The organism is Dietzia sp. E1, from assembly GCF_014145015.1.
GTDB classification, from domain to species: domain Bacteria; phylum Actinomycetota; class Actinomycetes; order Mycobacteriales; family Mycobacteriaceae; genus Dietzia; species Dietzia cinnamea_A.
The window spans coordinates 1-12,220 of the sequence record NZ_JAALDU010000176.1 but is presented as its reverse complement, the minus strand read 5'-3'; the positions used below and the strand labels follow the sequence as shown (position 1 = coordinate 12,220).

Annotated in this window: 14 protein-coding genes and 2 pseudogenes; 1 reads left to right on the top strand and 15 read right to left on the bottom strand. The window is 69.6% G+C overall.

Annotation, left to right across the window (positions count from 1 at the left end; all coding sequences use genetic code 11):
* Positions 1-534: pseudogene (locus tag G6030_RS07255) on the top strand (hypothetical protein); the annotation flags it as partial.
* Here the strand turns inward: G6030_RS07255 and G6030_RS16445 are convergent.
* From G6030_RS16445 to G6030_RS07185, 15 genes and pseudogenes are all read right to left on the bottom strand, one after another.
* On the bottom strand, positions 515-817 hold the full coding sequence (locus G6030_RS16445) for an ATP/GTP-binding protein (RefSeq protein WP_241724224.1): 303 nt from the start codon (positions 815-817) through the stop codon (positions 515-517). The pseudogene G6030_RS07255 and the gene G6030_RS16445 sit on opposite strands and share 20 nt — an antisense overlap.
* 13 nt (positions 818-830) lie before the next feature.
* Positions 831-1,511 (bottom strand): endonuclease NucS, encoded by a 681-nt coding sequence (nucS, locus tag G6030_RS07250; protein ID WP_070721294.1) that lies wholly within the window; start codon positions 1,509-1,511, stop codon positions 831-833.
* A 68-nt stretch (positions 1,512-1,579) separates the two neighbouring features.
* A complete protein-coding gene (locus tag G6030_RS07245) occupies positions 1,580-2,029 on the bottom strand; it encodes a DUF2550 family protein (protein WP_182642659.1) in 450 nt (149 codons plus the stop codon).
* A gap of 57 nt (positions 2,030-2,086) precedes the next feature.
* Positions 2,087-2,458 carry a F0F1 ATP synthase subunit epsilon gene (locus G6030_RS07240; protein WP_007627612.1) on the bottom strand — a complete coding sequence of 124 codons (372 nt, stop codon included), beginning with the start codon at positions 2,456-2,458 and terminating at the stop codon, positions 2,087-2,089.
* A gap of 9 nt (positions 2,459-2,467) precedes the next feature.
* Entirely contained in the window at positions 2,468-3,916 is a 1,449-nt protein-coding gene (gene atpD, locus G6030_RS07235) for a F0F1 ATP synthase subunit beta (RefSeq protein WP_007627613.1), read from the bottom strand.
* Positions 3,917-3,919: 3 nt separating this feature from the next.
* Entirely contained in the window at positions 3,920-4,906 is a 987-nt protein-coding gene (locus tag G6030_RS07230; protein WP_007627615.1) for a F0F1 ATP synthase subunit gamma, read from the bottom strand.
* 55 nt (positions 4,907-4,961) lie between these two features.
* Positions 4,962-6,602, bottom strand: coding sequence for a F0F1 ATP synthase subunit alpha (gene atpA, locus G6030_RS07225; RefSeq protein WP_182642658.1), 1,641 nt, complete (start codon positions 6,600-6,602; stop codon positions 4,962-4,964).
* A gap of 96 nt (positions 6,603-6,698) precedes the next feature.
* Positions 6,699-7,517 (bottom strand): F0F1 ATP synthase subunit delta, encoded by an 819-nt coding sequence (locus G6030_RS07220; protein ID WP_182642657.1) that lies wholly within the window; start codon positions 7,515-7,517, stop codon positions 6,699-6,701.
* Positions 7,518-7,531: 14 nt separating this feature from the next.
* Positions 7,532-8,104, bottom strand: coding sequence for a F0F1 ATP synthase subunit B (locus tag G6030_RS07215; protein WP_182642656.1), 573 nt, complete (start codon positions 8,102-8,104; stop codon positions 7,532-7,534).
* Between the two features lie 32 nt (positions 8,105-8,136).
* Complete coding sequence (locus G6030_RS07210) at positions 8,137-8,376, bottom strand: ATP synthase F0 subunit C (RefSeq protein WP_182642655.1); 240 nt, start codon at positions 8,374-8,376, stop codon at positions 8,137-8,139.
* Positions 8,377-8,475: 99 nt separating this feature from the next.
* Positions 8,476-9,267 (bottom strand): F0F1 ATP synthase subunit A, encoded by a 792-nt coding sequence (gene atpB, locus G6030_RS07205; protein WP_182642660.1) that lies wholly within the window; start codon positions 9,265-9,267, stop codon positions 8,476-8,478.
* Positions 9,268-9,470: 203 nt separating this feature from the next.
* Positions 9,471-9,917 carry a hypothetical protein gene (locus tag G6030_RS07200; protein ID WP_182642654.1) on the bottom strand — a complete coding sequence of 149 codons (447 nt, stop codon included), beginning with the start codon at positions 9,915-9,917 and terminating at the stop codon, positions 9,471-9,473.
* A gap of 10 nt (positions 9,918-9,927) precedes the next feature.
* Positions 9,928-11,088 (bottom strand): undecaprenyl/decaprenyl-phosphate alpha-N-acetylglucosaminyl 1-phosphate transferase, encoded by a 1,161-nt coding sequence (locus G6030_RS07195; protein WP_182642653.1) that lies wholly within the window; start codon positions 11,086-11,088, stop codon positions 9,928-9,930.
* Between the two features lie 3 nt (positions 11,089-11,091).
* Positions 11,092-11,745: an L-threonylcarbamoyladenylate synthase gene (locus G6030_RS07190; protein WP_182642652.1), complete on the bottom strand. Its 654-nt coding sequence runs from the start codon at positions 11,743-11,745 to the stop codon at positions 11,092-11,094.
* Positions 11,742-12,220, bottom strand: a pseudogene (locus tag G6030_RS07185) (peptide chain release factor N(5)-glutamine methyltransferase); the annotation flags it as partial. The gene G6030_RS07190 and the pseudogene G6030_RS07185, both read right to left, overlap by 4 nt.

The following is a 12,220-nucleotide window of genomic DNA, read 5'->3' as shown; positions in this document are numbered from 1 at the left end:
ACGGAGGCCGAGGAGGAGGCGTGGCGACTCCGGGAGACCGCGGCCGCCGAACTGGCGGACGTCCGCGCCCGCGCCGCCGCCGTCCGGACCGAACACACCGGCGTGCTCGCCGCGGCCCGCACGCGGGCGGAGGAGATCGTTCGCGCTGCCCAGCGGGAGGCGCGGTCACTCGACGAGCAGGCCGCCCGTCGTCGGGAGCAGATCGACGAGGATTTCCGACTCGCGTCGAATCTGCGCCGCAGCGAATCGCTGCGCGAGGAGCGCGAGCGTCACGACGCCGCGGTAGCCGCCGCCGACGCGACGCGCCGTGAGGCGCACGAGGAGGCGCGCCGGATCGTCGACCGGGCCCGTGACGAGGCGCGGGACGTCACGACGCGGGCCCGGTCGCACGTCGAGGAGCTACGGGATCTCCGGCAGCGCGTGATCGGCGATCTCACCGCGATCCGCGCGAGGCTCGAACCCGTCCCCGGCACCGAGGGCGACGACGCGTTCGAGCTGCCGCCGGAACCAGGGTTCAGCTCCAGCGACGGGTGAGGCCACGCCGGCCGCGACCGGACCAGCACCCGGCGTGCCAGTGCCGTCGTTCCTCATCGCCACCCGGCCGCTCCGGCCACGCGACGACGTGAGGTGTTCCCGCGGTCACGAGGTGATCACACCCCGGGCATCGATAGTCCTTCGTAGCCCGCGCCGCCGGGATCCGCCGGACGTGGTACTGATCGGGATCGCCGGCGGGGCCGGACTCGAGCGCGCCGCCGCCGAGGCCGTCCCGCCGGGGCGCGGGGCGTTCGCCGCCTCCGCGCCGGTGTCTCCTGGGCATCGGCCGAGCCCGCTCAGAAGAGCCGGAGGTCGGTGGACTCGATGCCGCGGAGCGTGTCGTAGTCGAGGGTGACGCACCGGATCCCCCGGTCCGTGGCGAGGGTGCGGGCCTGCGGCTTGATGACCTGGGCGGCGAAGATCCCGGTCACCGGGGCGAGCAGTGGGTCGCGGTTGAGCAGTTCCAGGTACCGGGTGAGCTGCTCGACGCCGTCGATCTCACCGCGACGTTTGATCTCCACCGCGACGGTCACCCCGTCGGCGTCACGGCCGAGGATGTCGACCGGGCCGATCGCGGTCATGTACTCGCGGCGCACGAGGCTGTACCCCGGCCCCAGGGTCTCGATGTGTTCGGCGAGCAGCTCCTGCAGGTGGGCCTCGACGCCGTCCTTCACGAGACCCGGATCCACTCCGAGTTCGTGGTGGGACTCGTGGTGCACCTCGGCCACTGTGATCCGCAGCTGCTCCCCCGCCTTGTTCTCCACGATCCAGAGGCGGTGGTCAGGGTTCTCCGGATGCTCCTGCTCGGTCAGCGAGCAGGGCGGCGTCATCCAGTTGAGCGGCTTGTACGCCCGGTCATCGGCATGGACGCTGACCGAGCCGTCGGCCTTGACGAGCAGCAGGCGCGGCGCCATGGGAAGGTGCGCGGTGAGACGGCCCACGTAGTCGACCTGACACGTGGCGACGACGAGACGCAAGGATTCCTCCTGAAACGGGCGGTGGACCGCTGCGGTCGGGCAGCGGACCGGGATCGCGGTCCGGGGCGTCAGCGGTGGGGACGCCGTGGTCGGATCTGCTCGGTCGAACAGGCCTCGACCCACGCGAGCATCCCGGTCAGTTTGGCGGGGGCCAGACACAGCTCGCCCTCGACGAGGGTGCCCCGGGGATCGGTGCCGGAGAAGGGGACGATCACCTCGCCCTCCTCGGCCACGTCGAGCTCGGGGCCGGTCGGTTGCCGCCGCGCCCCCAGTGCCAGACTCCGACGATCCAGCCGGACGTCGGCCCCGAACCGGACGCTGCGCAGGCGGTAGAAGGCGACGTCCGTATCGGAATACCGGACCGCTCCGTATCGCCACGACTCCTCCCCTGTGCTGCGCACGAGGACCGACGTGGAGTTCCGTCGGACGACCACCAGACGATAGACCGCGGCCGCGACCACCGGGATCAGGACGAGCAGGACGACGACACCGAGAACGATCTCGATGGGAGCCGTCAATCTGCTCAACTCCTTCCGGTGGCCGCGGCCGGGGTGCCGGTCGGGCCGGGGGGTCGACTAGGCGCCGGCCTTCTCGATGGCGCGGAGGCGACCCCGGGCCTTTGCGGCGGCGGCGGCGTCGTCGCCGGCCTCGGACAGCGCCTTCTCGGCGGCGGAACGGTCGATCGCGTCGGACCACTCCGCGGCCTCACCGAGGATACTGACCTTGTGAGCGGTGACCGAGAGGAAGCCGCCCTGGACCGCGGCGACCTTCTTGCCCTCGTCGGTGTAGACGGTCACGGTGCCACCGGCGTCCAGTTCGCCGAGCAGCGGCTCGTGCCCGGCCTGGATGCCGATCTCGCCCTCGGTGGTCTTGGCGACCACCATCGTGGCGGTACCGGACCAGAAGCGGCGCTCGACCGTGACGAACTCGACTTCGATGTCAGCCATTGTCTACGGTCACTTCCCCGAGAGCTTCTTGGCGGCCTTCTCGACGTCGTCCAGACCGCCGATGCCGTTGAACGCCTGCTCGGGCAGGTGGTCGAGCTCGCCCTTGCACAGCTTGTCGAAGGCCTCGATGGTCTCGGACAGCGGCACGACCGAGCCGACCTGGCCGGTGAACTTCTCGGCGACGAGGAAGTTCTGGCCCAGGAAGCGCTCGAGACGACGCGCGCGCTGGACGGTGACCTTGTCCTCCTCGGAGAGCTCGTCCATACCGAGGATCGCGATGATGTCCTGGAGCTCCTTGTACTTCTGGAGGATCCGGATGACTTCCTGCGCCACGCGGTAGTGCTCCTCGCCCACGATGCCGGGCTCGAGGATGCGGGAGGTCGAGGTGAGCGGGTCGACGGCCGGGTAGATGCCCTTCGACGCGATGGAGCGGGAGAGCTCCGTGGTGGCGTCGAGGTGGGCGAACGTGGTCGCCGGCGCGGGGTCGGTGTAGTCGTCCGCGGGGACGTAGATCGCCTGCAGCGAGGTGATCGAGCGACCGCGGGTCGAGGTGATCCGCTCCTGCAGCTGACCCATCTCGTCCGCCAGGGTCGGCTGGTAACCGACGGCGGACGGCATACGACCGAGCAGCGTCGAGACCTCGGAACCGGCCTGGGTGAAACGGAAGATGTTGTCGATGAACAGCAGGACGTCCTGGCCCTGCACGTCGCGGAAGTACTCGGCCATCGTCAGGGCCGAGAGGGCGACGCGCATACGCGTCCCCGGCGGCTCGTCCATCTGACCGAACACCAGGGCGGTGTCCTGGAGGACGCCCATCTCCTCCATCTCGAGGAAGAGGTCGGTGCCCTCACGGGTGCGCTCGCCGACGCCGGCGAACACCGACGTACCGGAGAACTCACGCGCGATACGGGTGATCATCTCCTGGATGAGAACGGTCTTGCCGACACCGGCGCCACCGAACAGGCCGATCTTGCCGCCCTTCACGTACGGGGTCAGCAGGTCGATGACCTTCACGCCGGTCTCGAGGATCTCGGTCTTGCCCTCGAGCTGGTCGAAGGCCGGCGGCTCGCGGTGGATGCCCCACTGCTCGCCGTCCCGGCCCGTGCCGGGGGCGTCGAGGCAGTCGCCGAGCGCGTTGAAGACGTGGCCCTTGACGACGTCGCCGACCGGCACCGAGATCGGCTTGCCGGAGTCGACGACCTCGGCACCGCGGACGAGACCGTCGGTCGACTGCATCGAGATGCAGCGCACCATGTTGTCACCGAGGTGCTGGGCGACCTCGAAGGTCACCGTCTTGGCGACGGCCGGGAGGGTGATCTCGGCCGTGAGGGCGTTGTAGAGGGCCGGGAGGGCGCCGCGCGGGAACTCCACGTCGACGACCGCGCCCAGGACGCGGGAGACCCGGCCGGTGAGACCGGCCGTGCCCGTCGTGCTCTGATCGGTTACAGCTGTGGTCATTGTCTAGTCACTTCCTGCGCTCGCGGCGAGCGCACCGGCTCCGCCGACGATCTCGCTGATTTCCTGGGTGATCTGTGCCTGACGGGCCTGGTTCGCCTCACGGCTGAGGCCCTCGACGATGTCGGTCGCGTTGTCCGTCGCCGACTTCATGGCCGTACGACGGGCCGCCGACTCCGACGCCGCCGACTCGAGCAGTGCGGCGAAGGCCCGGGTCGACATGTACCTCGGGAGGAGGTTGTCGAGCAGGGTGTCGGCATCCGGCTCGAAGGTGACCTCGGGCTTGAACTCGGCCTCCGGGGAGTCCATGTAGTCCTCGCCCAGGTCCAGCTCCTCGATCTCGACCTGGGTCTCGATCGGCGCCAACCGCCGCGCCTTGGGCGTCTGGGTCAGCATGGAGACGAACCGGGTGTAGACGATGTGGACCTCGTCCACGCCCTTACGGGTCGTGTCGCCCTGGTGATCCTCACCGAGGAACTCCGCGGCGTCGAACGAGTCCTCGCCGCCGACAGCGAACGCCTTCGACAGGAGCTGGAAGGCCGGCCGGGCCTCCTGGTAGTCGGGCTTCTCGGAGTGCCCAGACCACGAACCGGCGAGGGGGATCTCCCGGAACGTGTAGTAGACGATGCCCTTGTTGCCGAGGACGTAGATGTCCACCTCGCGACCCTCGCCCTCGAGGTACGCGATGAGCTCGGCGGCCTCCTTGAGGACATTGTGGTTGTAGCCGCCGGCCATGCCACGGTCGGAGGTCACCACGAGGACCGCGGACCGCTTGGGATCCTCGGGCTCGTTGAGCATGCGGTGCTGGATCGACGACGCACTCGCGAGGTCGGTCAGGATCGCCGTGATCTGGTCCGCGAACGGCTTCGCCGCGGCGACCCGTGCCTGGGACTTGGAGATCTGCGAGGTGGCGATCAGCTCCTGGGCCTTGGTGATCTTCTTGGTCGAGTTGACCGACTTGATCCGGTCGCGGAGTTCGCGCAGGTTGGCCATGGTCTCAGATCACGCTCCTCTCGCCCGAGTATCGGATGGCTGTCATCGCGAGGCCTCAGGCCTTCTTCTTCTTGGTGACCGTCAGCGTCTCGCGGTCGATCTCGTCCTCGGACAGCGCCTCGGCCTCGGGCTCGTTAACGACCCGCGAGCCGTCGGAGGCCACGAAGCCATCCTTGAACTCGTCGGTCTTGGCCTTGAGGGTGGACATCGAGTCGTCGGACAGCGCCGCGCCGCCGGCGATCTGCTCGTAGACGTCGGAGGCGGCGTGGTGCAGGTGCTCGAGGAGCTCGTTCTCGAAGCGACGCACGTCCTCGACGGGGACGCTGTCGTAGAAGCCCTCGCCCGCGAGGTAGATCGACACGATCTGGTCCTCGACGGCCACCGGTGAGCTCTGGTCCTGCTTGAGGATCTCCACCAGACGCTGGCCGCGCTCGAGCTGGGCCTTGGAGGCGGCGTCGAGGTCGGAGGCGAACGTCGCGAACGACTCGAGATCGCGGTACGCGGCCAGGTCGAGACGCAGCGAGCCGGAGACCTTCTTCATGCCCTTGGTCTGGGCGGCGCCGCCGACTCGGGAGACGGAGATACCGACGTTGACGGCCGGCCGCACACCACGGTTGAACAGGTCGGACTCGAGGAAGACCTGGCCGTCGGTGATCGAGATGACGTTGGTCGGGATGAACGCCGAGACGTCGTTGGCCTTGGTCTCGATGATCGGCAGGCCGGTCAGCGAGCCGCCGCCCATCTCGTCCGAGAGCTTGGCGCACCGCTCCAGCAGGCGGGAGTGGAGGTAGAAGACGTCACCCGGGTAGGCCTCGCGGCCCGGCGGGCGACGCAGCAGCAGCGAGATCGCACGGTAGGCGTCGGCCTGCTTCGACAGGTCGTCGAACACCACGAGGACGTGGTTGCCCTGGTACATCCAGTGCTGGCCGATGGCCGAGCCGGTGAACGGGGCGAGCCACTTGAACCCGGCGGAGTCGGAGGCCGGGGCCGCGACGATGGTCGTGTACTCCATCGCGCCGTGCTCCTCGAGGGTCGCCTTGACGCCCGCGATGGTGGAGCCCTTCTGGCCGACAGCGACGTAGATGCACCGCAGCTGCTTGGTCTTGTCGCCCGACTCCCAGTTGGCCTTCTGGTTGAGGATGGCGTCGATGCAGACGGCGGTCTTGCCCGTCTTGCGGTCACCGATGATGAGCTGACGCTGGCCGCGGCCGATCGGCGTCATGGCGTCGATCGCCTTGATGCCGGTCTGCATGGGCTCCTCGACCGGCTGGCGCTCGAGGACGGAGGGGGCCTGCAGCTCGAGGGCGCGGGTGTCCTCCGACTCGATGTCGCCGAGGCCGTCGATCGGCTGGCCGAGCGGGTTGACGACGCGGCCGAGGAAGCCGTCGCCGACGGGCACGGAGAGGACGTCACCGGTGCGACGGACCTCCTGGCCCTGGGCGATCTCCTCGAAGTTGCCGAGGATGACCGCGCCGATCTCGCGGTCCTCCAGGTTCAGCGCGACGCCGAGGATGCCGCCCGGGAACTCCAGCAGCTCGTTGGCCATCGCCGAGGGGAGACCGCTGATGTGCGCGATGCCGTCACTGGTGTCGACGACGACGCCGACCTCTTCCTTGGTCGCGTCGGTCGAAACAGTCGAGGTGTAGTTCGCAATCGCGCTGCGGATCTCATCGGAGGAGATCGTCAACTCCGCCATGTCATTCCTGCTCTCAAAGTCGGGATGTGCTTTATAGGTGTGTGCCGAGCCTCGACCACTGGAGACCGCAGCTCGTCGTTCGACCGGTCGGACCGGTCAGCGCAGGGTGCGCCGCAACGCGTCCAGGCGACCCGCCACGCTGCCGTCGATAATCTCGTCACCCACTCGGACCACCGCCCCGCCCAGCAGGGCGGGATCGACGTCGTTGTGGATGGCCAGCTCGCGGCCGTAGATCGACGCGAGCCGGCCACGGAGGTCGTCGGTCTGCTGCTCGGTCAGGGGCTCCGCGCTCGTCACCACGGCCACGGCGCGGCCGCGGAGTTCCGCGGCCTGCCGGGAGATCTCCATGAAGTCGTCCGCGGGCATCCCGGCCGGTCGGGCGACGGCCTGGGAGGCCAGCGCCTCGGTGACCGCGGTGACCTTGCCGTAGAGCACCTGGGCGAGCAGGGCCCGCTTGGCGTCCGCCGGCGCGGTCTTGTCGGCGAGGGCCTGCTCGAACTCCGCGTCGCCGGCGACGATGCGGCCGAGCCGGAACAGCTCGTCCTCGACCGTCTGGAGCTGGTCCTGCTGCTCCGCGGAGCGCAGGAGCGCCTCGCGGCCCAGCAGGATCAGGCCCGCCCGCAGTTCACGCGGGTTGGACCAGTCCCGGGACACCGCAGCGAGCAGGAGGTCGAGCGTGGTCTGGTCGACCTTCCACCCGAACACCCCGCGGACGAGGTCCTGGCGGGCCTCCACCGGGGCGGACGTGTCGGCCACGGCGACCCGGAGTGACCGGTTGTCCTCCAGGACGTCGACGACCTGGAAGAGCTCCTGGCCCACCTTCGCACCGGTCGCCCCGCCGGCCGGGTCGGCGGCCAGGGCGGACTTCAGTGCCTCACGGGTCTGGTCGAGCGCGTCGCGACTCGCTGCGTGCATGGACTCCACTTCCCTTAGTTCTTGCCCGCGCCGGGGACCCGGTCGAGGTCTGCCAGAAAGCGGTCGATGGTGCCGGAGCGACGGACCGGGTCCGACAGCTGCTCACCCATGAGCCGCTCGGCCAGATCGACGGACTGACGCCCGAGGTCGGAACGGAGTTCCGCGACGATCTGCTGACGCTGGGCCGCGAGCTGCTGGTTGCCGGCGGCGACGATCCGGTCGCTCTCGGCCTGCGCCTCGGCCTTCATGTCCGCGAGGATCTGCTGGCCCTGGGCTCGCGCGTCGTCGCGGATCTTGGCCGCTTCGCTGCGCGCCTCGGCGAGCTGCGCCTTGTACTTGGCCAGCTCCTCCTTCGCCTCGGCCTGGGTCTGCTCGGCACGACGCAGACCGCCCTCGATCCGCTCCTCTCGCTCATCGAGAACCTGCTGGAACTTCGGAAGGATGAACTTCCAGAACAGCCAGAGGATGACGGCGAGCGGGATGAGCGACCAGACGATGTCATACAGCGGAGGAATGAGCGGGTTGGGGCTCTCCTCCAGGGGGAGTGCTTCCCCCTCGGCCGCCAAGATGGCGATGACGTTGTTCATGGTGCGTCCCTAAGAGGTCGGTGTGTCGTCGATCAGAACAGGAAGCCGGCGACGATACCGATCAGGGCGAGCGCCTCGGTGAAGGCGATGCCGAGGAACATCGTGGTACGGAGGGTGCCGGCCATCTCGGGCTGACGGGCCATGCCCTCGACGGTCTTGCCGACGAGGATGCCGATACCGATGCCGGGGCCGATCGCGGCGAGGCCGTAGCCGATGGCGCCGTAGCCGCGGGCGGTGGTCTCAGCGGCCTGGGCGAGAGTGACGATGTCCATGTGGATCCCTTTCAGATGGCCGGGGTGGGTGGTTCCGCCCCGGTCGGACGTGGGTTGTCGGGTTGACGGGTGGTCGTGTCAGGCCTGACGGCCCGGGTACTAGTGGTTCTCCGCGTGGAGCGCACTGTCGATGTAGACGGCGACCAGCAGCGCGAAGATGTACGCCTGCAGGAAGATCACCAGGAGCTCGAACAGCGTGAACGCGATCGACAGCACGGAGATGCCGGCGGACAGCAGGGTCCAGCCGTTGAGCTGCCAGAAGAAGAAGTTCGACGCGCTGAACAGCAGCACGATGATCAGGTGACCCGCCAGCATGTTGGCCATGAGTCGGATGGTCAGCGTGGCGGGACGCAGGATGAAGGTCGAGACCAGCTCGATCGGCACCACCAGCAGGTGCAGGGCCGGCGGCAGGTTGGGGATGACCACACTCGCCTTGATGAAGCGGGCGAATCCGTATCGCCGGGACCCGGCGTAGATGAAGGTCACGTAACCCAGCAGCGCGAGGACCAGCGGGAAGCCGATCCGCGCGTTCGGCGAGATGTTGAGGCCCGGGATGATGGTGGGCAGGTTCATCGCGATGACCGCGAAGAAGATCGTCGCGATGATCGGCAGGAAGCGACGCCCCTGCTCCTTGCCGAGGATCTCCTCCGACACGTGGACGCGGACGAAGTCGAGGCAGATCTCGGCGACGTTCTGCACACCGCGCGGGACGAGCTTCGGGTTGCGCATCGCGAGCACGAAGAAGGCCAGCAGCACGACCGCCATGAGGAGGCGGACGAGCATGAGCCGGTCCAAGGTGAAGGCACCGCCTGCGAAGTCCGTCAGCCACTTGTCGACAGGGAAGAACTCCTTGTCGATGTTCGGGGGATGGAACTCGCCTTTGAAGGCCAGAAGCGTGGTACTCAGTGTGTTCTCCCCTGGTCGTGTCGGGCGACGGGCGCCCCAGCGCGTTCGGTATGAGCGGCCCGGAGTTCGCGGCCGGATCGGGTCAGCGCGCGAACGTCGTCAGGCCACGTGGCAGCCCGGTGACGTGCTCGTCTCACCGTCGTAAAGAGTAACACCCCGGTCTCGGTCCGTGATGGCAGGGGCACCCCTCAGGGGACGGTGGGTTCGACGTACGGCGTCCGGGCCTTGAGCACGGCCCATGTCTCCCCCGCCAGCACCACGACCAGCGCGACGATGATCGTCACGCCGAAGGCCGTGTGCGAATAGAAGTCGAACTGTGCGAGTGCGGCGACCAGACCCATCGCCACGACGAGCTTGAGGAGCCACGTGCCCAGCACGACCGCCGCGGTCGTCTGGGGCGCCGAGCGCGCTGTGGCGATGACGACGATCGCGGTGGTGAGGACGAACGCCCCGCCGATGCCGGCGCCCATCAGGGCGCCCCACAACCCGGGCACACCGTCGACGAGCGCCCAGACGATCGCGCCGACGACGGCGAGCACGGCCAGGGCCAGGACACCGAACCGGACCGCCTTGCGCAACGCGGCGGTGTGCGGGCTCTCGGCGGGATGATCGGCGGGGGCGGGCGTGTCTGTCATGGGGTGCAGCCTAGCGGGACGCGGTCTTGCCTCCCGAGTGGTGTTGCGCCCGGGAGCTGCGGAGGCGCGGCACCAGGGTCGCGGCCAGCACGGAGAGCAGACCGGCGGCGACGAGCGGCACGATCACCTCGGTGGGCAGCATGGTCGCGCCCACGGCGCCGAAGGCGATGAGCGAGACCCACGCGTAGATCACGAGGGCGACACGGCGGTGGGAGTGCCCCAGCGCGAGGAGCCGGTGGTGGAGGTGCATCTTGTCGGGCGCGAACGGGCTGCGCCCCGCCCCGACGCGGCGGACGACCGCCATGACGAGGTCGAGGACGGGGACGAACATCGCCGCGGCCACGACGATCACCGGGGAGAGCAGCACGATCATCTCCTGCGGCCCGTACAGGCTCTGCGAGATCTTCCCGGACGCGCTGGTGGAGGCCGCGGCGAGCACCAACCCGATGAGCATCGACCCGGAGTCGCCCATGAAGATGCGCGCGGGCTGGAAGTTGTGGGGAAGGAAGCCCAGGAGCGCGCCCGCGAGCACGGCGGTGACGAGCGCCGGCGGATAGGCGCCTACCGTTCCGCCCTGGTCGAGCATGATCCCCACGGAGAACACGCAGATGGCGAGCGCGGCGATCGCGCCGAGTCCGGCGGCGAGCCCGTCGAGCCCGTCGACGAAGTTCATCGCGTTGACGATCGCCAGTGTGAACACGACGGTGAGCAGCCCGGCCTGCAGCTGATCCAGGACGAGGATGTTGCCGTCGCCGAACGGCAGGTACACGAGGGTCCACGACACGCCCATGGCGACCAGGACGCCGGCGGCGGCGGCCTGGCCGGCGAGCTTCGTGACGGCACCGAGGCCGAGGATGTCGTCGACGATCCCCACCAGGACGATCACGCCTCCGGCGATGATGGTGGCCTCGACGTCGGGCGCGAAGGGCGGGAACGCCCTGTTGAGGGCGGGGAGCTGGGCGGCGAGGTAGACGGCGACGAGCATCCCGGTGAAGACGCCCACGCCGCCGAGCCGAGGTGTGGGCACGACGTGCACGTCCCGCTCCCGCGGATAGGCGAGACCACCGATCGCGGGCGCCACTCCCCTGACCAGCCCGGTCACGACGAAGGTGACGAGGCCGGCGGTGGCGCCGATGAGCAGGAGCTCCCGGAACGGGATCCCGATGCCCACGGCTCAGCCGCGCAGGGCCGAGGGGTCGATGCCGAGGACCTCTCCGACGCGCTCGGCGGTCACCGCTCCCTCACGCACGATGCGCGGAGCGGCCCCGGTGAGGTCGACGATCGTCGACGGAGCCCCGATCGCGCAGGGACCGCCGTCGAGGTACACGGCGACGGAGTCGCCGAGCTGCTCGCGCGCCTGGGCGACGGTCGTCGCGGGCGGCTGCCCGGAGACGTTGGCGCTGGACACCGCGAGCGGACCGACCTCGCGGAGGAGTTCGATGGCCACCGGGTGCAGCGGCATGCGCAACATGACGGTGCCGCGCGTATGCCCGAGGTTCCAGTTCAGCGACGGCGCCTGGTGGACGATGAGGCTCAGCCCGCCGGGCCAGAAGGCGCGGATGAGGTCGCGGGCGGGGGCGGGCGTGCTCACGACGAGGCCGTCGATGGTCTCCCACGATCCGACCAGGACGGGGACGGGCATGTCGGGGCCGCGGTGCTTGGCCGACAGCAGCAGGTTGACGGCGTCGGGGTCGAAGGCGTCGGCGGCGATGCCGTAGAGCGTGTCGGTGGGGGTGACGACCAGCCTGCCCGCGCGCAGGGCGCCGGCCGCGGAGCTGAGGCCGACCTCGCGGCCGGTGTCCTCGGTGCAGTCGTAGGTGATGGTCACCGGGTGGTCCCCTTCCGGGCGCTCGTGACGACCTCGTCGTCGTCGTTGTTGCCACTGTGGTCGCCGACGGCGCCGCGGCGCGCGTCGAGTCGCCTCGCGGTGACGAACCGCGGCCGACCGGCGAGGTCGGTGTGCTGCTCCACGGTACCGAAACCCCCCTGCGCGGAGACCACCGCGGCGACCGCGTCGCCGGTCGTGTCGTCGTGCTCGACGGCGAGGAGGCCGCCGGGCGCGAGGAGCGCTGCCGCGAGGTCGACGAGGGGGACGACGACGACGAGGCCGTCACCTCCCCCGAACAGCGCGGTGGCCGGCTCGTGCGCGAGGACCTCGGCGGGTAGGTCGTCGGTCACGGGGATGTACGGCGGGTTGGACACGACGGCCGCGACCCGGCCCCGCAGGTGCGCGAGGGTCTCGATATCGGTGGCGTCGGCGCGGTGGACCTCGACCGGGGCGTCCCCCGCCGCCGCCCGCTCGT

Bases quoted from the DNA above. Each gene is read 5' to 3' on its own strand.
- atpD (WP_007627613.1), bottom strand. From the start codon at position 3,916: ATGACCACAGCTGTAACCGATCAGAGCACGACGGGCACGGCCGGTCTC.
- G6030_RS07220 (WP_182642657.1), bottom strand. From the start codon at position 7,517: ATGCACGCAGCGAGTCGCGACGCGCTCGACCAGACCCGTGAGGCACTG.
- G6030_RS07240 (WP_007627612.1), bottom strand. From the start codon at position 2,458: ATGGCTGACATCGAAGTCGAGTTCGTCACGGTCGAGCGCCGCTTCTGG.
- G6030_RS07215 (WP_182642656.1), bottom strand. From the start codon at position 8,104: ATGAACAACGTCATCGCCATCTTGGCGGCCGAGGGGGAAGCACTCCCC.
- G6030_RS07200 (WP_182642654.1), bottom strand. From the start codon at position 9,917: ATGACAGACACGCCCGCCCCCGCCGATCATCCCGCCGAGAGCCCGCAC.
- G6030_RS07210 (WP_182642655.1), bottom strand. From the start codon at position 8,376: ATGGACATCGTCACTCTCGCCCAGGCCGCTGAGACCACCGCCCGCGGC.
- atpA (WP_182642658.1), bottom strand. From the start codon at position 6,602: ATGGCGGAGTTGACGATCTCCTCCGATGAGATCCGCAGCGCGATTGCG.
- G6030_RS16445 (WP_241724224.1), bottom strand. From the start codon at position 817: ATGCCCAGGAGACACCGGCGCGGAGGCGGCGAACGCCCCGCGCCCCGG.
- G6030_RS07230 (WP_007627615.1), bottom strand. From the start codon at position 4,906: ATGGCCAACCTGCGCGAACTCCGCGACCGGATCAAGTCGGTCAACTCG.